The following is a 20,991-nucleotide window of genomic DNA, read 5'->3' as shown; positions in this document are numbered from 1 at the left end:
CAGCCATGGGCATGTCAGCGGGATCAGGACGGTCCCCGGGATCGCGCCGCCGCCGCGGTCGGCGCCAACCGATGAGTGAAATCAACGTCACGCCGATGGTCGACGTGATGCTGGTGCTGTTGATCATCTTCATGGTCGCGGCGCCGTTGTTGACCGTCGGCGTGCCGATCGAACTGCCGGAAACCCAGGCCAAGGCACTGAATTCGGAAAGTCAGCCGATCACCATCTCGGTGAACTCGAGTGGCGCCGTCTATCTGAACGATGCCGAGATTCCGATCGACGAGATCGTCGCCAAACTCGAAGCGGTCGCGAAGGCTGGCTACAAGGAGCGGATTTTCGTGCGCGGCGACCGCGCGGCGGATTACGGCACGGTCATGAAGGTCATGGCCCGGATCTCGGCGGCCGGTTTCCGCAATATCGGTCTCGTCACCGATCAAGACCTCAACGCATAGCCAAATCGGGTCTCCATGAAATCCGGCGTCGTTGTCTCCACGATCCTGCATACGGCGGTCCTGACCTGGGGCCTGTGGTCGCTGTCGGCGCCTGATCCGTTGGAGGTCGCGAACATCGAGTCCTTCCCGGTCGAGATCGTGCCGATCGAGTCGCTGTCGCAGTCTGTCGTCGGCGCCAAGGATGCGCCGATGACCGAGACGCCCGCGCCCAAGCCGACGGAAAAGCCGCAGACGCTGCCGATGCCGGCCGAGAATGTCGGCAACAACGAGGCTGATCTGGAGACGCCGCCGACGCCCGTCGACCGACCGAAGGCGAGCGAACAGGCTGCGGCGGCAAAGCCTGCGGAAGCTCCGGCCCCCGAGCCGCAACCCGAACCAGAACCGGCGCCGCCCCCTCCGGCCGATACGCCGCCTCCGCCGCCGGATCCGGTGACGGCCGAAACGCCGACGGAAACTCCGCCGCCGGTCGACGCGGTCGAGCAGGCCATCGCGTCCGCCGAGGCGGCTCCGGCCGAACCTCCGTTGCCGCAGAACGTGCCGGTGCCCTCGACGAAGCCCAAACCGCCGGCGCCGGCGGTGGCGGAAAACAAGCCCGAGCCGAAAAAACCGGAGCCGGCGAAAGAGACCAGGGCCACCGAGGCCCGGACGCCGGAGGAGAGCCAGTTCGACGCCGATAAGATCGCCGCGCTGCTCAACAAGGAGCAATCGGCCGGCGGTGGCGCGAAGCGCTCTGAGGAGCAGGCTTCACTCGGGACTGAGCGCCAGACCGGCGCCAAGCTTTCCCAGAGCGAACTCGACGCGTTGCGCGGGCAGATCCAGCGTTGCTGGTCGCCGCCATCCGGCGTGTCCGAGGCGGGCTCCTTGAGGATTTCGATCCAGATGCGGCTGGATTCGACCGGTCAACTTGAATCCCGCCCGGAAATCGTCGACGGCGGCGGCAGCTCGATGATCGAGCGGATCGCCGGCGAAGCCGCGTTGCGCGCCGTACAGCGCTGCGCACCGTACAACCTGCCAGCCGAGAAATACGACACTTGGGCCGATGTCGTGGTCAACTTCGATCCGAGCCAGATGTTCTGATGCGAAACGCGAGGTATCAGCCGGGCGGCGAAGCGTCTGGCGGCGTCATACAATCTCCTGATTGCGTGTTAGGACGACCGAGACGGTGCCGTCGGGCAACGCGAGCCCACTCCGCGATGACCGCGTCGGATCATGCTCGACGCACGTCACGGGGGGCGAGCGGGTGGCAATTCAAACAATGAGGCGTAGCCGGTCAACGGCCTTGCAGCCTTCGAACTCAATGGAAGATCGTGGAATGAAAACGAGCATCAAAGGCGTTCTTGTAGCCATCGCGGCGATCGCCGGTGCCATCCTATTCGCGGCGCCAGCCTTGGCGGTGGTCGAGATCGACATCACGCAAGGCAATGTCGAGCCGCTACCGATCGCGATCACCGACTTCCAGTCGCAGGACGGGATCGGTCAGCAGATTTCCAGCGTGGTTCAGGCCGATCTGAAGCGCTCGGGCCTGTTCGCGCCCATTGACAGGTCCGCCTTCATTCAGAAGGGACTGACCGTCGACACAAGTCCGACCTTTACCGACTGGACGGTCATCAACGCCCAGGCAATCGTCGTCGGTCGAGTCACGCCGGAAGCCGACGGGCGCCTGCGGGTCGAATTTCGGCTCTGGGACACGTTTGCCGGCCAGCAGCTCGACGGCCAGCAATTCTATACCAATCCCGAGAACTGGCGTCGGGTCGCGCACATCATCGCCGATGCGATCTATCAGCGCCTGACGGGAGAGAAGGGCTATTTCGATACCCGTATCGTCTTCGTTTCCGAGAGCGGCACCAAGGACAAGCGGGTCAAGCGGCTGGCGATCATGGATCAGGACGGCGCCAATGTGCGCTTCCTCACCCAGGGCAACGATCTCGTTCTGACGCCGCGCTTTTCGCCCAGCCGGCAGGAAGTCACCTACATGTCGTTCGGCGACGGCGAGCCGCGGGTCTATCTTCTGCAGTTGGAGACCGGCCAGCGCGAAATCGTCGGGAACTTCCCCGGCATGACCTTCTCGCCGCGTTTCTCGCCGGACGGCCAGAAGGTCATCATGAGCCTGCAGCAGGATGGCAACGCCAATATCTACGCCATGGACTTGCGCTCGCGCGCGACCACCCGGCTGACCTCGACGGCGGCGATCGACACCTCGCCGTCCTACTCGCCGGATGGCCAGCGCATCGTGTTCGAATCCGATCGGGGCGGCCGGCAGCAACTTTACGTGATGAACGCCGACGGCTCCAGCCAGCAACGCATTTCCTTCGGCGACGGCTCTTATTCGACGCCCGTATGGTCGCCGCGCGGCGATCTCGTCGCCTTCACCAAGCAGAGCGGTGGCCAGTTCCAAATTGGCGTCATGCGCCCCGATGGCTCGGGCGAGCGCATTCTGACCTCCGGCTTCCACAATGAGGGGCCGACCTGGGCGCCGAACGGCCGTGTTTTGATGTTCTTCCGCGACGCCAAGGGCGGCGGTGGCCCGCAGCTCTATTCGATCGACCTCACAGGCTATAACGAGCAGAAGGTTCCCACTCCGGGCTATGCGTCGGATCCGGCCTGGTCGCCCTCACTCGAATAGGCCGCCGCCGGACCTACGAGGTACGGCGTTGGGGTGGTTCGACATCGAACTCATCGCGAGACCGTTCTCATGGTCCGGCGTGCCCGGGCAGCCAGTTCGGGGCAAGCTTTGCGGCGCATGGTCGGCCGTGTGTCACCGGCATGCGCCAGTCGGCGAGGGCCTGCCTATTCCTCGCCAACTCGCCGTATCCACGCGAAAAATCAATGGGATCGGCGCTTCACGATATTGCCGAAAGCCAACCGTTTTTTACGACGCGTTAAACATCGGCAGAGTAAATATCGGGTAACAGGGACTCATCTGATTTGAAGGAGCTGGCCATGCGCCGGACCATTTTTGGGGTTAAGAGCCGCATTGCGCTCGTACTCGTCGCCGGCCTGGCGGTCGCTGGCTGCGCCAGCAAGAAGGACGGGCTGCCGGATAACGCCGCGGGGCTCGGCCTTGGCGCCGGTGGTGCCGGGGGAACTGCAGCGCCGGGCACGAGCCAGGACTTCACCGTTAATGTCGGTGATCGCGTGTTCTTCGATACCGATTCCTCGTCGATCCGCGCAGACGCCCAGCAGACCCTCGCCCGTCAGGCGCAGTGGCTGAACCAGTATCCGCAATATTCGATCGTGATCGAAGGTCATGCGGACGAGCGCGGCACCCGGGAGTACAACCTCGCGCTGGGCGCCCGTCGTGCGTCAGCCACACGCGACTATCTCGCCCAGCGGGGCGTGGCGGCCAACCGCATCCGGACTCTTTCCTACGGCAAGGAACGCCCGGTGGCGGTCTGCGACGACATCTCCTGCTGGTCGCAGAACCGGCGCGCCGTTACGGTTCTGGGCGGCGCCGGAAGCTGATCCGGCCGTCCACGACAGACATTCCATGCGGCGGCCCTTCGGGGCCGTCCTGCGTTGAGCGTCATGCGGCTGAGAGTAAAGCTCCGACGCGGTCAAACTTTGGCCGAACTCGCTCGTTCCATGTTAGAATTGAGCAACCATCAACAAGGCCATCATGCGGGTCGCAGACGGGCCGCGGCGGTCCTGTGTCAGCCTCATACTTTCGAGAGAACCATTGTCCATGACCTGCCGACAGACACTTTTTGCCGCGTCCTCCCTGGCCCTGCTGATGGGCGTGTCGACCGGAGCCTCGGCGTACGAACCGGCTGTCGGTTCTTTGTCCGGCTGGGCCGGCAACGCAGGCCCGACTGTTCGACAGGGGCAAACGGTCACGCCCGACAGCACACAGCCGGTGCGTCTGGCGCAGGCCGGCGACGCGATCGTTCGGCTCAATCATCTTGAGGAGGAAATCCGCCGGCTCAACGGCAGGGTGGAGGAACTCAGCTTCCAGTTGCTCCAGGCGCAGGAAGACATGCGCAAGCGGCAGGAGGATAACGAGTTCCGTTTCCAGGAACTCGAAAAGGGGGGCGGCTCCGGTTCGGCCGGTGAACGGCGCGGCGATGCCGCTCCCGCCGCGGACACGGACCCGGTTCGCACGGCCGCTCGCCAGGATGCGCCGCGCGCGGCTCCTTCCGCACCCGCACGCGGTGACCCGGCGAAAGATCCATCCGGTGACGGCGGCATCGGCCGCATTCTCGATGGCGGCCTTGATATGGGATCGTCGGCCGCGCCGACGGGAGGCGCTTCGGACGCGACCACGCCAGGTTCATCGGCCACGGTCGCCGCAGTAACGCCGCAAGGGGCGGGGGATCTGTACGCCCTCGCCTACAATTACCTTCTGGCCGGCGACTACCAACTTGCCGAGCAGTCATTCCGCCAATATGCGCAGACCTATCCGAACGCGAAGGATACACCGGACGCGGAATATTGGCTGGGCGAGAGCCTGTTCCAGCAGCAGAAATACGCCGATGCGGCGGAGACCTTTCTCGACGCCCAGAAGAATTACCCGAAGAGCAGCAAGGCGCCTGACATGATGCTGAAGCTCGGGATGTCGCTGGCCAAGCTCGACAACCGCGAAACGGCCTGCGTAACCTTCAAGGAAGTGACACGGCGCTATCCGGACATGAGCGCCAGCGTAAAGAGCAAGCTGGCAAGCGAGGCGAAGGCGGCAAACTGCTGACCACGGAAACAGCCACTACAGCAAGCATCCGCATTCCGGAGGTTCCGCCGGGCGCCCAACCGCTTTCGCCGCGCGATCTTTGCAATTGCCTCGCCACCGCGATCGCACAAGCCGCCATCCGCATCGGCCGACCGCAACGGGCGGTGCTCGCGGTGTCCGGCGGACCGGACTCGCTGACGCTGCTCCTGGCAGCGAACGAAGCGCGAAAAACCGCATTTCTTTCCGACATCCAATTCGACGTCGTGACCGTCGATCACGGATTGCGCCCACAATCGGCCGTCGAGGCCAGTTTCGTCGCCGATATGGCGCGGAAACTCGCTCTGCCGCACAGGGCGATGCGCTGGGTCGAACCGGCTCAAACCGGCAACATTCCCGCAGCCGCGCGCCACGCCCGCTATGGCCTTCTGCTCGATGCGGCCCGCCAGCTCGGTGCAACCGTCATCCTGACCGCACATCATCAGGACGACCAGCTGGAGACGCATCTTCTGGCGCAGGCGCGGGGGGCGGGCGACACCGGCTTGGCCGGCATGCGCCGGATTCGCGACATCGCGCCCGGGGTGGCCCTTGTTCGTCCATTTCTGGATGTGCCGGGCGGCCGGCTGAAAGCGACGGTGGCCGCTCAGGGCCTCCCGGCCGTCGACGATCCCAGCAATGCCGACGCGACCTCCCACCGCATCCGGCTGCGCCTGCACTTGGCCGCCGAGGGCGCACGACGCCCTCGGCTCCAAGCGGACATCGCCTTCCACGCCGCGCGCCGCGACGCGGAGGAGGCCAGGTTGGCGGTAGTGATCGCCGGCATGGCAGCGACCGGCGAATTTACCGCTGACACCGACGGTACACTAGCCTTCGACCGCGCGGCGTTGGCCGCGATCGAAGGGCCGACGGCGTTTTTGCTGATGCAGCGCGCTATCGCCGCTGTCGCGGGCGGCGACTATGCTCCCGGCGGCCGTTCCGTGACGCGCCTCGTCGAGGCGCTGTTGGGAGGGCGGGGCCGGATCGCGGCGTCGCTTGGCGGCGCGCTGATCGACGCACAATCCCGTGTCACGTTCGCGCGCGAATTCGGCCGCTCCGGAATCGCGGGAATCGCGCCCGCCAATCTCGCGAGCCAAGTGGTTTTCGACGGTCGCTTCGATGTCCGTCCGGCGCGCGATCACCTTGACCGAGATGCCCAAATCGTTGCCTTCGGATCGCTAGGGCGGGGTAATCCGATCGAACGAACTTTGCCCGTCCTGACGGTCGGGACCACGTTGATCGCGGTGCCGGCGGCGCTGACGCGAAAGGCCGGCGCCGGCGTCGCCCGGCTCGAAACCGCCCCGCTGATCACGTGGCGCTTGATGCGGAATCTGCCGGATTCGCGGTGCGAGGCGGCAACCGCGAGGGGAGTGCGGTAACCAAAGGGCCAGAGACCTCCATGCATTTTGCCGCAAAAGCGCCCGATGATGTTGGCAAGGAGGGGCTCGCCACCTATCTTCGATGAAATCGTCTGAGCGGTCTCGGGCGGCCATCCCAGGATGACTGATGAACCAGAATTTTCGAAACTTCGCCCTCTGGGCGATCATCGCCCTGCTTTTGATCGCTCTGTTCCAGCTGTTTTCGAATGGCTCCCAGACTGCTGGCACTCGCGAGATTCCCTATTCGCAGTTCCTGTCCGACGTCGATTCGGGCCGGGTGCAATCGGTTGTCATCCAGGGACCGCGGATCAGCGGAAAGTATTCCGACGGCGCCGCGCCGTTCCAGACCTACGCGCCGGAAGACCCGGCGTTGGTCGGGCGACTCGAGTCGAAGAACATCCAGATCAATGCCGCTCCTCCGGGCGACAACACCAATCCGATCTGGTCGATGCTGTTGTCGTTCGGTCCGATCCTCCTGATCCTCGCGGTCTGGATCTTCCTGATGCGGCAGATGCAGGGCGGCGCGGGCGGCAAGGCGATGGGCTTCGGCAAGTCGAAGGCCAAGCTTCTCACCGAAGCGCACGGCCGCGTCACGTTTCAGGATGTGGCCGGCGTTGACGAGGCAAAGCAGGATCTGGAGGAGATCGTCGAATTCCTGCGCGAGCCGCAGAAATTCCAGCGACTAGGCGGCAAGATTCCCCGCGGCGTTTTGCTCGTGGGCCCTCCGGGAACCGGTAAGACGTTGCTGGCGCGCTCCGTCGCGGGCGAGGCGAATGTGCCGTTCTTCACGATTTCCGGCTCCGACTTCGTCGAGATGTTTGTCGGCGTCGGCGCGAGCCGTGTGCGCGACATGTTCGAGCAGGCCAAGAAGAACAGCCCTTGCATCATTTTCATTGATGAGATCGACGCGGTCGGGCGGCATCGCGGCGCCGGTCTCGGCGGCGGCAACGACGAACGCGAGCAGACGCTGAACCAGCTGCTGGTCGAGATGGACGGCTTCGAGGCGAATGAGGGTGTCATTCTGATCGCGGCAACCAACCGGCCGGACGTTCTCGACCCCGCATTGCTGCGGCCGGGTCGTTTCGATCGGCAGGTAATGGTCCCGAATCCGGACGTGGGCGGTCGCGAGAAGATCCTCAAGGTCCATGTCCGCAACGTGCCGCTGGCGCCCAATGTCGATCTCAGGACGATCGCGCGCGGCACCCCCGGCTTCTCGGGCGCGGATCTTGCCAACCTGGTCAACGAGGCAGCGCTGATGGCGGCACGCCGTGCCAAGCGGCTCGTCACCATGCTGGAGTTCGAGGACGCCAAGGACAAGGTCATGATGGGCGCCGAGAGGCGCTCCATGGCCATGACCGAAGAGGAAAAGAAGCTCACTGCCTATCACGAGGCCGGTCACGCCCTCGTCGGCATATACGAGCCGTTCAACGATCCGTTGCACAAGGTGACGATCATCCCGCGTGGCCGGGCGCTCGGCGTTACCATGAACTTGCCGGAGCGCGACCGCTACGGCATGCGCAAGAACGAGATGGAAGCCCGGCTGGCGATGATTTTCGGCGGCCGTGCCGCCGAGGAGATCATCTACGGCCTCGACAATGTCACGACCGGTGCCTCCAACGACATCCAGCAGGCGACCAACATGGCCCGCGCGATGGTCATGGAGTATGGCATGAGCGACAAGCTCGGTCGGCTGCGCTACAAGGACAATCAGGACGAGGTGTTCCTCGGTCATTCGGTTTCGCATCAGCAGAACATGTCTGAAGACACTGCGCGGCTGATCGACTCGGAAGTCCGTGAGATCATCGAGACGGCCGAGAACAAGGCGCGCCGCATCCTCAACGAGCATATCGACGATCTCCATATGATCGCCAAGGCTTTGCTCGAATACGAGACGCTTTCGGGCGACGAGGTTCATGATCTCCTGGCTGGTCGGCCCCTTGCCCGCGACATGGGTGACGATACGCCGCCCTCGCGCGGTTCGGCCGTGCCGAAGGCCGGGACCGGTCGCCCGGCGAGCCCGCGCGACGACAAGGCCGGTGACGGTCTCGAACCGCAGCCGACTTGACCATACGGTCTTACGATCGGTGACGAAAGAGAGCGGCCGATGGTCGCTCTTTTTCGTCGCCAGGACACGCGATGGGCATGGCTGCCCGTCGCAGACGTCCCGGTAACCGTTTTGTGCGACATTGTGTGCGGGCCGCGCCGTCCGCTAAGAAGGGCGTGGGGCGTAACCATCAGCTGACGACAGGATCATCGATGGGCAGAAAATACTTCGGGACCGACGGTATTCGCGGTACCGCGAACCGTCATCCGATGACGCCGGAAATTGCCATGAAGGTCGGCATGGCCGCAGGGCTTGCCTTCCAGCGGGGCAGCTACCGACACCGCGTGGTGATCGGCAAGGACACCCGCCTGTCGAGCTACATGATCGAAAACGCGATGGTTGCCGGCTTTACGTCGGCGGGCATGGACGTCTTTCTGCTCGGTCCGATGCCGACTCCGGCGGTTGCGATGTTGACCCGGTCGCTGCGCGCCGACATCGGCGTGATGATCTCCGCATCGCATAATCCGTTCGAGGACAACGGCATCAAGCTGTTCGGTCCGGAGGGCTACAAGCTCTCAGACGATATCGAACGGACCATCGAGGGCCTTCTCGACGAAGATCTGAGCGCTCGCCTCGCTACAGGAAGCCGGCTTGGACGTGCCAAGCGCGTGGACGGCGTGCATGATCGTTACATTGAGTTCGCCAAGCGGACTCTGCCGCGAGAACTTTCGCTTGAGGGCCTGCGCGTGGCAATCGATTGCGCCAACGGCGCGGGTTACAGCGTGGCGCCCGAGGTTCTGTGGGAACTTGGGGCCGAAGTCATAAAAATCGGAATCAGTCCGGACGGCACGAACATTAACGACAATTGCGGTTCGACCGCTCCTGCGACGCTCGCCGCCAAGGTGAAGGAAGTTCGGGCGGACATCGGGATCGCTCTCGACGGCGATGCCGACCGGGTGCTGATCGTGGATGAACGGGCATCGGTCGTCGACGGAGACCAGCTGATGGCGGTGATTGCCGAGAGCTGGTCGGAGGATGGTCGGCTCGCGGCGGGTGGCATCGTCGCAACCATCATGTCGAACCTCGGGCTGGAGCGTTTTCTGGAGGCCCGGCATCTGCAACTCGCGCGCACCAAGGTCGGCGACCGCTACGTCGTCGAACATATGCGCGAACACGGCTACAATGTCGGCGGTGAGCAGTCCGGCCATATCGTCCTGTCCGACTTCGGTACGACAGGTGACGGGCTCGTCTCGGCGCTTCAGGTTCTCGCCGTCGTCAAGCAAAAGGGCGGAACGGTGTCGGAAGTCTGCCGGCGGTTCGATCCGGTTCCGCAGATTCTCAAGAACGTGCGCTTCGCTGGCGGCGAGCCTCTGGAGCGAGACCGCGTGCAGGACGCGATCAGCGCTGGTCGCGAGCGCCTGGGCAACAGCGGGCGGCTGGTCATCCGGCCGTCGGGAACCGAGCCTTTGATTCGGGTGATGGCCGAAGGCGACGATCGGGCGCTGGTGTCGTCCGTTGTCGACGACATTGTCGGCGCTCTCAAGCAGGCCGCTGCGTAAACAGGCGATTTGTGTAGAGATTACGGTAATTTTTACCTGTAAACGCTGCATTAACCAATGCGATTTACCGTGTTCATTAAGGTAACGGTCTTTGCCAATCCCGGCGGCCGATTGAACCGGAGATGATCGCTATGAATTCGAGACTTATGACGACCGTCGCCGTCGTCGGTGTACTGTCTTTTCTCGCAGCAACCGCCAACGCCGCCGATATCATCGAGGAGCCCCCGGTGTATATGCCGCCGGCTCCCATCGAAGAGGTGTCGACCTCCGGCTGGTATCTGCGCGGCGACGTCGGCTACGTCTTCGAGAGCGAAACCTCGGGCAAATACGGCTATTTGCGCGGCGGATATGGCGGCGGCGACTTCGTCCAGTACTATCACTACGACAACATCGAAACCGACAGCGCCTTCATGGTCGGCGGTGGCCTCGGCTATCGCTTCAACGAATTCGCCCGCATGGACCTGACCGCGGACTACTTCACCGCGGACGTGACCGGCTCGTCGAACTGTGTCGACGTGCCGAGTGCCTATTGCCGCTATTCGGACAGCTCGGAGGCCGATGTCTGGACCGTGATGGCCAACGCCTATGTGGATCTCGGCACCTACGGCCGGTTCACGCCCTATGTCGGCGGTGGCGCAGGTGTCGCCAACGTCTCCTATGGGACGATGAACAACAAGTTCGAGTGCAGTGGCGGCTTCACGGCTACCAACTGCGGCCAGACCTTCAAGCATGAAGGAATGTCCGAGTGGCGCTTCGCCTATTCGCTGATGGCGGGCGCCAGCATCGATATCACGCAGAACCTGAAATTCGACGCCGGATACAAATATACCCGGATCGCGGAAGGCGAGGCCTTCGGCTGGGACGCCCAGGATATCGCGGCAGGAGCCAGCGGCGTACAGGGCTACGATCACGGCTACGATTTGCATGCGGTCCGCGCCGGCCTTCGCTACGAATTCGGCGGGGGCGGATTCGGCAAGGGCAAGGCGCCGGTCTATGCTCCGGAGCCGGTCTACGCGCAGGACGTGGTCTTCAAATAGGCCGATCTGTCGACATCAGCGCTTCCAGGAAAGACCGCCGCCCGCGCAAAGGGCGGCGGTCTTTCGCGTTTTGCAAGCCGCTCGAACCAAAAGAAGGGATCCGCGCGGCGAACGATTACGGTTAAGGAACACGGTTAATCGAGCTTTAAGCTTTCGCTGCGACGGTAATTGCCAGACGGCCCTCCGCTTTGGCGGGTGGCATGAGGCGGAACGGCAGTGGGAAGCAGAGCGATGACGATCACCAAGACTTTGATTGCGGGCGTACTCGCGATCGGCGCGGCCATCCCGGCTGCGAAGGCTGCCGACCTGCCGCCGATCTACGCGGAACCGATCTACCAGGACGTGCCGGAACTGGTGCCGGTCGAGATCGGCAACGGCTGGTATCTGCGCGGGGACGTTTCCTATGACTTCGACAGCGACGTGTCCGTAGAAGGCAGCAGTCGGGCCGAGATGAAGTTCGAGAACGGCTACGATCTGGGCGCTGGATTCGGCTACCGTTTCACGGATTTCTTCCGGACCGACGTGACGGCGCGCTATTCCAAGTTCGATGTCGATTTCGGTCCCGCCGCCGCCTATCCCTATGTCCTCTCCAGTGACGCCGAGACCTGGGAACTGATGGCCAATGCCTATGTGGATCTGGGGACTTTCATCGGATTCACCCCCTATCTCGGTGGCGGCATGGGCGCCGTGCAGGTGGATTACGGCATCGGTTGCACGAATGGCACCAATGATTGCGCCACCCTTCCAGGCGCGTCCTATAGAGACACCAAGGATTGGCGCTTCGCCTATTCGCTGATGGCCGGCGTCGCCTACAACGTGACGCAGAACGTCGCGCTCGACATTGGCTATCGCTATCTCAACGTCGAGGCGGGCGATCTCTTCGGCCTAAAGGCGACCGGGGTCGATTACGCGCTTCGCGACGATGGTTTCGATCGTCATACGATTCAGGCCGGCATCCGCTATTCGCTCTGGTAGGATTTTCACCTTCATCAACGACAAACGGCGGAGCCTTGGCTTCGCCGTTTGTCATTTGGGGCGCGGCGCGGGGTGCAGCCGAATGCTCACCGCCACCAAATTGCCGCTTGACCGGAGTCGGAAAAGGGGAGTAGCGCCATCCGCGGGACACGCCTCCCCAACGAGGCGCTTCTATCTGTGAGGGTAGCTCAGATGGCAAATACCGCGAAGCCGGACCTGCGTCCGGCCAATCCCCGTTTTTCTTCCGGCCCCTGCGCTAAACGACCCGGTTGGTCGTTCGAGGCGCTTGCCGATGCCGCGCTCGGTCGCTCGCATCGCGCCAAGGTCGGAAAATCCAAACTGCAACAGGCGATCGACGAAACCCGGGATATTCTCGGCGTTCCGGCCGACTATCGCATCGCCATCGTGCCGGCGTCCGATACCGGCGCGGTCGAGATGGCCATGTGGTCGCTGCTCGGCGAGCGCGGCGTCGATGTCCTAGCCTGGGAATCCTTCGGCGCCGGATGGGTAACCGATGCGCTCAAACAGCTGAAGCTCGACGACGCGCGCAGTTTCGAGGCTCCTTACGGCGAGATCGTCGACTTCGCCAAAGTCGATTTCGACCGCGACGTCGTGTTCACCTGGAACGGCACGACGTCAGGCGTGCGGATGCCGAATGGCGATACCATTCCGGCGGACCGCAAGGGCCTGACCATCTGCGACGCCACTTCGGCCGCGTTCGCTCAAGATCTGCCCTACGACAAGCTGGATGTCGTCACCTTCTCCTGGCAGAAGGTGCTCGGCGGCGAGGCGGCGCACGGGATGCTGATCCTGAGCCCGCGCGCGGTCGCGCGGCTGGAAAGCTACAAGCCGGCCTGGCCGTTGCCGAAGATCTTCCGCCTGACCAAGGGCGGCAAGCTCATCGAGGGCATCTTCAGGGGCGAAACGATCAACACCCCCTCCATGCTTTGCGTCGAGGACTATCTCGACGCCCTTGCCTGGTCGAAGCGGATCGGCGGCCTTGCTTCACTGAAGGCCCGGGCCGACGCCAATCTTTCCGTCATCGAAGCCTATGTCGCGGCGAATCCGTGGCTGGCGTTCTTGGCGAAGGACAAGGCTTTGCGCTCCAACACGTCGGTCTGTCTCACATTTGCCGATCCGGCGGTGGCGCGGCTCACGCCTGACGAACAGGCCGCCTTCGCCAAGGGCGTGGCCGCGCTGCTGGAGAAGGAGGGCGTCGCCCTCGACATCGGCGCCTATCGCGACGCGCCTCCGGGCCTGCGCATCTGGTGCGGCGCCACGGTCGAAACCGCCGACGTCAAAGCGCTGATGCCCTGGATCGGCTGGGCTTACGACGTCCAGAAGGCATCGTTGGCGCAAGCGGCCTGACCGGCCCGCGTCGCTGATGAGGCTCTGACTCCGGAGCCTCGTCATCCCGGCCTTGAGCCGGGATCCATTCCAAATCGCCGAATACTAACCGATCGGATCGGGAAGAACGTTCTCCTCGATCGAAGTGCAAGCCGGAACGGCTTTGCATGGGTCCCGGCTCGAGACCAGGATGACGATTGGAGAGGACGGCGCCCGTCTTATGCAGAGATGCGAAGTCCGTAGACCGCGTCGCTGCCTGTCACAAGGATCATCCCATGGCACCCCGCGTTCTCGTTTCCGACAAGCTGTCCAAGACCGCCGTCCAGATCTTCGCTGATCGCGGCGTCGAGGTCGACTACATGCCCGATCTCGGCAAGGACAAGGACAAGCTCCTCGACGTCATCGGCCAGTATGACGGTCTCGCCATCCGCTCCGCCACCAAGGTCACGGAGAAGCTCATCCAGGCCGCGAAAAAGCTGAAGGTCGTCGGCCGCGCCGGCATCGGCGTCGACAATGTCGACATTCCGGCCGCCAGCCGGAAGGGCATTATCGTGATGAACACACCCTTCGGCAATTCGATCACCACCGCCGAGCACGCCATCGCGCTGATGTTCGCCGTCGCGCGCCAGCTGCCCGCCGCCGACGCCTCGACCCAGGCCGGCAAGTGGGAGAAGAACCGCTTCATGGGCGTCGAGATCACCGGCAAGACGCTCGGCATCATCGGCTGCGGCAATATCGGCGCGATCGTCGCGACCCGCGCCGTCGGTCTGAAGATGCGGGTCGTCGCCTTCGACCCGTTCCTGTCGGCCGATCGCGCCGCACATCTCGGCATCGAAAAAGTCGAACTCGACGATCTCTTCAAGCGCTCCGATTTCATTACGCTGCACACGCCGATGACCGACAAGACCAAGGGCATCATCGACAAGGCCGCGATAGCCAACATGAAGGATGACGTCAGGATCGTGAATTGCGCACGTGGCGGCCTGATCGTCGAGGCGGATCTGGCCGAGGCGATCAAGTCCGGCAAGGTGGCGGGCGCCGGCGTCGACGTGTTCGAGGTGGAGCCGGCGACGAACTCGCCGCTCTTCGGTCTCGAGAACGTCGTCTGCACGCCGCATCTGGGCGCATCGACCTGCGAGGCCCAGGAGAATGTCGCGCTCCAGGTCGCCGAGCAGATGTCGGACTATCTGATCCGGGGCGCGGTCGCGAATGCCATCAACATGCCGTCGATCACGGCCGAGGAAGCGCCGATCCTGACGCCCTTCGTCCAGCTCGCCGAATGCCTCGGCGCTTTCGCCGGACAGGTCACCGAGGAGGCGATCAAGTCGGTGGAAATCACCTATGACGGCAGCGTGGCGGCGATGAATACGCGGGCGCTGACCAGTGCGGCGCTGGCCGGGCTGATCAAGAGCCAGGTCTCGGACGTCAACATGGTCTCGGCGCCGATCATGGCGAAGGAACGCGGCATCCAGCTGACCGAGTCGCGGCGCGACAGGTCGGGCGTCTTCGACAGCTACATCAAGCTGACGGTCGTCACCGAAAAACAGACCCGGTCGGTCGCCGGAACCGTCTTCTCGGATGGCAAGCCCCGCTTCATCCAGATCAAAGGCATCAATCTCGACGCCGAAGTCGGCCGGCACATGGTCTACACAACCAATAACGACGCACCGGGTATCATCGGCCTGCTCGGAACGGTGTTCGGCAAGGCCGGCGTCAACATCGCCAACTTTCAGCTCGGTCGCGACCGTCCCGGCGGCAACGCGATCGCGCTGCTTTACGTGGATTCGCCTGTGCCTGACGAGGTGCTGGACGCTGTGCGCGCCTACAAGGAGATCGCCAGCGCCAAACCTTTGCGCTTCGACGTCGCGGACGTCGCCGGCTGATGTGAGAGGCCCGATCGTCCTGATCGATACGGCGTCCCGCGGTTATCGGGGCGCCCTTTTTGTATCCGGCGGTCGATTCCGTCCCGCAGCGCCGCGTTCGGCGAGCATGATGCCGCCCAAGACGAAGGCGAGCGCGATGACGTGATAGGTGCGAAGCGCCTCGCCGATGACCAATATTGCGAGGATCGCGCCGAAGATCGGGACCAGATTGATGAACAGATTGGCCCGGTTCGGTCCGATCATCTCGACACCGCGAATATAGAGCGACTGGGCGATGAGCGAGGGAAAGATCGCCGTGTAGAGTGCGGCGGAGAGGCCCTGGCCGTCGGGCAGGCGCGTATCGCCCATGGACCACTCCACCACCGCGAAGGGCACCGAGACCACGAAGGCGGAAAGGGCCAGCACGAAGATCGTCGAGCGCCAGTTGAGTTGCGGCTTGAACCGCAGGGCCACCGTGTAGCCGCCGTAAAGCAAGACGGCGATCATCATCAAGGCATCGCCGCGATTGAGATCGAGGGCGAGAAGCGCCGATGGTTCGCCATGGGATGCCGTCAGAACGACGCCGACCAGCGTCAGGGAGAAGCCAACGATCTGAAAGAGCGAAACCGGCATGCGGAAGAGCAGGAAGTTCGCCAGCAACACGATCAACGGCATCGCCGATTGCTCGATCGTCACATTGATCGCGGTCGTGTAGTTCAGCGCCAGATAGAAGATCGCGTTGAAGGTGGCAAAGCCAAGTGCGCCGAGCCCGAAGAGAAACGGCAGGTTTTGCCGGATAGCGGGCCACTCCCGGCGCACGTCGCGGAGCGCGAAGGGCGCCATGAACAGGCACGCGAAAGTCCAGCGCAGCAAGGTGAGCAGCATCGGCGAGACGTGTCCAACGGCGAGTTTTCCCGCGATCGCATTGGCGCCCCACAACAGCGCCACCGTTGCCAGGATGAGGTAAGGATGCCGGAAACGAGATGTCATGGCTTTGCGTTTACGTGGGCGCGGCCGGGTCGCATAGGGCCTTCGATAAAATAAGCATGACTGAGGAAAATAGGGCCTTGCGCGCGCTGAACGGTCAAAGCCGTCGGGCCGTGCATTTTCCGCAAGTTCGGTCGCTTCACGCCCTCGCTTCCGGCGGGGCGCTTGACTATAGTCCGCGCGCCTCGCACCAGGCGGGCGGGCGAAATTCGCAAGAGGACTCTTAATGGCCAACGTCGTCGTCGTCGGATCGCAATGGGGAGACGAGGGTAAGGGGAAGATCGTCGACTGGCTCTCGGAGCGGGCGGACGTGGTCGTGCGGTTCCAGGGCGGGCACAATGCCGGCCACACATTGGTGGTCGACGGAATCTCCTACAAGCTCTCGCTACTGCCGTCCGGTGTGGTCCGCAAGGGCAAGCTGTCAGTGATCGGCAATGGCGTGGTCTTCGATCCTCATGCTTTCGTCGCGGAGAAAAAGCGTCTTGAGGCGCAGGGCGTTTCGATCGAGCCGCAGTCACTGCGCATCGCCGACAACGCGGCGCTGATTCTCTCGCTGCATCGCGAACTCGACGCGACGCGGGAGAATGCCAATGTCGGCACCAAGATCGGCACGACAGGCCGCGGCATCGGCCCGGCCTATGAGGACAAGGTCGGCCGCCGGGCGCTCAGGGTGATGGATCTGGCGCACCCGGACAGTCTCCCCGACCGGATCGAGCGCCTGCTTGCCCATCACAACGCCCTTCGTCGCGGTCTCGGGCAGGAAGAGATCGACCCGGCGACGATCCTGAACGAACTGACCTCGATCGCCGACGAGATCACCCCCTATATCGACCGGGTGTGGCGGCTCCTCGACGAACGGCGCAAGGCCGGTGACCGGATCCTGTTCGAGGGCGCCCAAGGAACGTTGCTCGACATCGACCACGGCACCTACCCTTTTGTCACCTCCTCCAATACCGTGGCCGGGCAGGCGTCGGCCGGTTCGGGTCTCGGTCCCGGCAGCATCGGTTTCGTTCTCGGCATCACCAAGGCCTACACCACGCGGGTCGGCGAGGGGCCGTTCCCGAGCGAGCAGGATAACGAGATCGGCCGCTTCCTTGGCGAGAAGGGCCGCGAGTTCGGCACGGTCACCGGCCGCAAGCGCCGTTGCGGGTGGTTCGACGCGGTGCTGGTGCGCCAGGCGGTCGCTCTCAACGGCATCGACGGACTCGCTTTGACCAAGTTGGACGTTCTGGATGGTCTCGAGGAAATCAAGATTGTCGTCGGATATAATCTCGACGGCAAGAAAATCGACTATCTTCCGGCAAGTCTCTCCGAGCAACAGCGGGTCAAGCCGATTTTCGAAACTTTGGAAGGCTGGAGGGATACGACGGCCGGCGCACGCCGCTGGAACGACCTTCCGGCTCAGGCCGTCAAATATGTCAGGCACATAGAAGAGTTGGTGCAGGCGCCGGTGACGCTTCTGTCGACATCGCCGGAGCGCGACGACACAATACTTGTTCGCGATCCGTTTCAGGATTAGAGTCCGGGCGCCGGGACACCAGAAAATCAAGACAAGTGAGTGACTGCGATCCATGGCGGACTTGAGCGGCGTACTTCGTAAAACGATCGATGGACTGCCCCGCGCGACGCCGCAGATGCGCGCGAAGGTCTATGACAAGGCGCGGGCGGCGATTCAACGGCAGATCGACGCCGCGAATCCACCGCTCGCCGCGAATGTCGTCGAGACTCGTCTCGCCGCGCTCGAAGACGCGATCGAGCGCACCGAGCGGCATTATGCCGAGCCGGCGGATGCCGAGCCGGCCGACGATCTGGCCGCGCTGCTGGCGGCTGAGACGCCGGAACCGCGAGACAAGCAGGCCGGGAATCCTTCGGATGCGCCTGCGCCGGATGCCTGGGTCGGGGCGAGCGAAAGCCGCGCACCGGCTGCGTCACAGTCGAAAGCCGTCTCGCCAAAGGCGCCTTCGCTTTCAGAGCGTCCGGCCGAGCAAGGGAACGCGGCACCCAAGGCGGGCGACAGGGCGACGGGGCGCAACGAGGGCGGGATCGTAGATTCGGTCTTCCCCGGATTGAAGAAACCCGCCGCGGCACCACGGAGCGGGCCGCCACCGTTCTTCCCGATCGCGACGGAGGAGCCCGAGGAAGCGGCCAGGCCATCTCCCGTCGGCGCTCCATTCATCGTTCCCACCACGTCCGGCGCGGAGCGACGCGAGGCCGACCGACCGCATGATGATGGATTCTACGACGACGAAAGAATTCCGGCGGGTATCCGCACGGACGAGGACATCCCCGAGGCCGATGTCTCGGGCCCACGTTATTCATCGCGCAGGAAGCGGAAAGGCGCGGCCAAGGGCCGTTCATTGATCGCCGCGACGCTCGTCATCCTGCTGTTGGCGGGGCTTGGGGTCGTCGGATGGAGCTATCGCGACCAGATCGAGGCGTTGCTGGTCGCGCCCTCCGGTCTCGAAGAGATCGCCAAGACCACGGACAAAGAGCCGACGGCGGAGACGGCTGTTCCCGGGACCGTGGATGGCGGAACGGCGGCGGCCACCGGCGAGTCGGTCTCGCAAAGCCCGGATGCGAGCGGGCAGGGGGAAACCGGCACGGGTGAGGTTGCCAGCGCCGAGGCCTCGCAGCGCCAATCGAGCCGGCAATTCACCCAACGGCTGCTTCCGGATGGAACCGAGGTCGACGAGGGGCCGGCAACGGGCGAGCCCAACGCATTCGATGAGGGCACCGACATTGCCGCGGCATCGCCGGTTTCGGCGGATTCGCCAGCATCGGCGACGCCGACAGTCGCAAGCGAAATCGGGGAGGATCCCGCTATCGTCGGTGCTGCGCCCGCAGAGACGGAAACGCCGGTTGCGGGTGAAGAAGCCGCGAGCCCCGAAACCGCTAGCCCCGAAGTCGCGGCTGTCGATCCGGTTACCGGCGATACGCCCGCCGTCGCGCAAAAGGCGGTGTTCTATCAGGAGCGGACGGAAACGACGTCCGGCACGCAGGAAGGCGGCAACGTCGTCTGGTCGGTGGTCAACGAGCCGCCGAGCGAGGGGCAGCCTGCGGAGCCAGCGATCCGCGCCGTCGCCGAGGTTCCGGATGAAAATCTCAAAATGACGATGACCATCCGCCGGAACGCCGATCCCACGCTGCCGGCAAGCCACGTCATCGAGCTTCTCTTCAACACGCCGGCGAATTTCAGCGGCGGCGGCGTCGCCAACGTGCAGCGACTAGCTCTGAAAGCAACCGAGCAGGCGCGTGGCGAGCCGCTGATCGGGGTCGCAGGCAAGATCTCCGATGGCTTCTTCATCATCGCGCTGAACAATCTCGAACAGGCGATGCAGAGTAACCTTTCGCTGCTGAAAAGCGAACAGTGGATCGACATTCCGATCGCTTACGAGACCGGCCGGCGGGCGTTGATGTCGATCGAGAAAGGGATTCCAGGCGATCGCGTCTTCAAGGAAGCACTGGACGCCTGGTCAGAAAAAACCTGACGGTACTGTCGGCTATCGGCGGCGGGCCGGAGCCCACAGGCCAGTGTCCGGACCCGTCGCGAACTGAGAGCGAGGACGTATTATTGTTCGTCCTCCGCCGGCGCGGTCGACGATTCGAACGAAAGGACCGGTGCGCTCCAAGGCGAACCGGTCCTTTTGTGTCTTACCGGTCGGCCGCGATACCAATCACGTACTGGCCTGATCGACGGGGCGCAGAGCGCGATGCGCGGCTTCGGCCGTGTCCTTGACGGCCTTCTGGACCTTCTCGAAGGCACGGACCTCGATCTGGCGCACCCGCTCACGGCTGATGTCGAACTCGCCGGAGAGCGCTTCGAGCGTCAGCGGGTCTTCGGAGAGACGGCGTGCCTCGAAAATGCGCCGTTCGCGATCGTTGAGCACGTCCATAGCGTTGTGCAACATGCCGCGGCGCTGGTCGAGCTCGTCCGAGCGCGCCAGCGTTTCCTCCTGGGACTCGCTGTCGTCGACCAGCCAATCCTGCCATTCCCCGGACTCGCCCTCGGTGGCCCGCAATGGCGCGTTCAGCGAGGCATCGCCGGAAAGACGGCGGTTCATCGAGACGACTTCCTCGGCGGAAACGCCCAATTGGGTCGCGATCTGGTCCACCTGATCCGGCCGCAGATCGCCCTCTTCCAGGGCCTGGATACGGCTCTTCATCTTGCGAAGGTTGAAGAATAGGCGCTTCTGATTCGCGGTGGTGCCCATCTTCACGAGGCTCCACGACCGCAGGATGTATTCCTGGATCGACGCCTTGATCCACCACATGGCGTAGGTCGCCAGACGGAAACCGCGCTCCGGATCGAAACGTTTGACCGCCTGCATCAGGCCGACATTGCCTTCCGAAACGACTTCGCCGATCGGCAGGCCATAGCCGCGATATCCCATCGCGATCTTCGCGACGAGCCGCAAATGGCTGGTCACCAGTTGGTGCGCCGCGTCACGATCGTCATGTTCCGCATAGCGCTTGGCCAACATATATTCTTCCTGCGGTTCCAGCATAGGGAACCGGCGGATTTCCTCCAGATAGCGGCTCAGACCGCCTTCGCCCGAGGCGATGCTGGGAAGATTTGCCTGGGCCATTCGATGCCCTCCATCGTTGCAGCGGCCGCCTCGAAGGAAGCCGGCCGAGGCGCGAACCGCAAATGCCCTG

General features: G+C 63.7%; 16 protein-coding genes. 14 read left to right on the top strand and 2 right to left on the bottom strand.

Translation table 11 applies throughout. The annotated features are described in order from the left end of the window. Positions 1-5: 5 nt before the first annotated feature. The 12 genes from tolR (at position 6) to serA (ending at position 15,369) form a co-directional block, all read left to right on the top strand. Positions 6-452, top strand: a complete 447-nt coding sequence (gene tolR, locus ING15_RS00250; protein ID WP_206452767.1) for a protein TolR — start codon at positions 6-8, stop codon at positions 450-452. 15 nt (positions 453-467) lie between these two features. Further along, the gene (locus ING15_RS00245; protein WP_206452766.1) at positions 468-1,529 is read left to right on the top strand and encodes a cell envelope integrity protein TolA; all 1,062 of its coding nucleotides are present in this window, start codon (positions 468-470) and stop codon (positions 1,527-1,529) included. A gap of 235 nt (positions 1,530-1,764) precedes the next feature. Beyond that, positions 1,765-3,075, top strand: a complete 1,311-nt coding sequence (gene tolB, locus ING15_RS00240) for a Tol-Pal system beta propeller repeat protein TolB (RefSeq protein ID WP_206452765.1) — start codon at positions 1,765-1,767, stop codon at positions 3,073-3,075. A 317-nt stretch (positions 3,076-3,392) separates the two neighbouring features. Continuing rightward, a complete protein-coding gene (pal, locus tag ING15_RS00235; RefSeq protein ID WP_206452764.1) occupies positions 3,393-3,914 on the top strand; it encodes a peptidoglycan-associated lipoprotein Pal in 522 nt (173 codons plus the stop codon). A gap of 220 nt (positions 3,915-4,134) precedes the next feature. Beyond that, positions 4,135-5,133 carry a tol-pal system protein YbgF gene (ybgF, locus tag ING15_RS00230; protein ID WP_206452763.1) on the top strand — a complete coding sequence of 333 codons (999 nt, stop codon included), beginning with the start codon at positions 4,135-4,137 and terminating at the stop codon, positions 5,131-5,133. Positions 5,134-5,285: 152 nt separating this feature from the next. Next, positions 5,286-6,524, top strand: coding sequence for a tRNA lysidine(34) synthetase TilS (tilS, locus tag ING15_RS00225; protein ID WP_206452762.1), 1,239 nt, complete (start codon positions 5,286-5,288; stop codon positions 6,522-6,524). A gap of 127 nt (positions 6,525-6,651) precedes the next feature. Continuing rightward, entirely contained in the window at positions 6,652-8,589 is a 1,938-nt protein-coding gene (gene ftsH, locus ING15_RS00220) for an ATP-dependent zinc metalloprotease FtsH (protein ID WP_206452761.1), read from the top strand. Between the two features lie 191 nt (positions 8,590-8,780). Next, the gene (gene glmM / locus ING15_RS00215) at positions 8,781-10,127 is read left to right on the top strand and encodes a phosphoglucosamine mutase (protein ID WP_206452760.1); all 1,347 of its coding nucleotides are present in this window, start codon (positions 8,781-8,783) and stop codon (positions 10,125-10,127) included. A 131-nt stretch (positions 10,128-10,258) separates the two neighbouring features. Next, positions 10,259-11,164, top strand: a complete 906-nt coding sequence (locus ING15_RS00210; protein WP_232845469.1) for an outer membrane protein — start codon at positions 10,259-10,261, stop codon at positions 11,162-11,164. A gap of 231 nt (positions 11,165-11,395) precedes the next feature. Further along, positions 11,396-12,139 carry an outer membrane protein gene (locus ING15_RS00205; RefSeq protein ID WP_206452758.1) on the top strand — a complete coding sequence of 248 codons (744 nt, stop codon included), beginning with the start codon at positions 11,396-11,398 and terminating at the stop codon, positions 12,137-12,139. A 192-nt stretch (positions 12,140-12,331) separates the two neighbouring features. Further along, complete coding sequence (locus tag ING15_RS00200; protein WP_206452757.1) at positions 12,332-13,507, top strand: phosphoserine transaminase; 1,176 nt, start codon at positions 12,332-12,334, stop codon at positions 13,505-13,507. Between the two features lie 254 nt (positions 13,508-13,761). Next, positions 13,762-15,369, top strand: a complete 1,608-nt coding sequence (gene serA, locus ING15_RS00195; protein ID WP_206452756.1) for a phosphoglycerate dehydrogenase — start codon at positions 13,762-13,764, stop codon at positions 15,367-15,369. Positions 15,370-15,411: 42 nt separating this feature from the next. Here the strand turns inward: serA and ING15_RS00190 are convergent, their stop codons facing one another. Continuing rightward, a complete protein-coding gene (locus ING15_RS00190) occupies positions 15,412-16,338 on the bottom strand; it encodes a DMT family transporter (protein ID WP_206452755.1) in 927 nt (308 codons plus the stop codon). A gap of 223 nt (positions 16,339-16,561) precedes the next feature. Here ING15_RS00190 and ING15_RS00185 point away from each other — a divergent pair, with 223 nt between their 5' ends. Together ING15_RS00185 and ING15_RS00180 are read left to right on the top strand one after the other, a co-directional pair. Beyond that, the gene (locus tag ING15_RS00185) at positions 16,562-17,854 is read left to right on the top strand and encodes an adenylosuccinate synthase (RefSeq protein WP_206452754.1); all 1,293 of its coding nucleotides are present in this window, start codon (positions 16,562-16,564) and stop codon (positions 17,852-17,854) included. A 52-nt stretch (positions 17,855-17,906) separates the two neighbouring features. Further along, the gene (locus ING15_RS00180) at positions 17,907-19,823 is read left to right on the top strand and encodes a hypothetical protein (RefSeq protein ID WP_206452753.1); all 1,917 of its coding nucleotides are present in this window, start codon (positions 17,907-17,909) and stop codon (positions 19,821-19,823) included. Between the two features lie 186 nt (positions 19,824-20,009). On the opposite strand, the gene rpoH is transcribed toward ING15_RS00180, so the two are convergent. Then, positions 20,010-20,921, bottom strand: coding sequence for an RNA polymerase sigma factor RpoH (gene rpoH / locus ING15_RS00175; RefSeq protein ID WP_206452752.1), 912 nt, complete (start codon positions 20,919-20,921; stop codon positions 20,010-20,012). Positions 20,922-20,991 lie beyond the last annotated feature (70 nt).

Origin of the sequence: Aurantimonas marina, assembly GCF_017183135.1 — a bacterium.
Taxonomy (GTDB): Bacteria; Pseudomonadota; Alphaproteobacteria; order Rhizobiales; family Rhizobiaceae; genus Aurantimonas; species Aurantimonas marina.
This window is presented reverse-complemented; position numbering and strand designations above follow the sequence as displayed.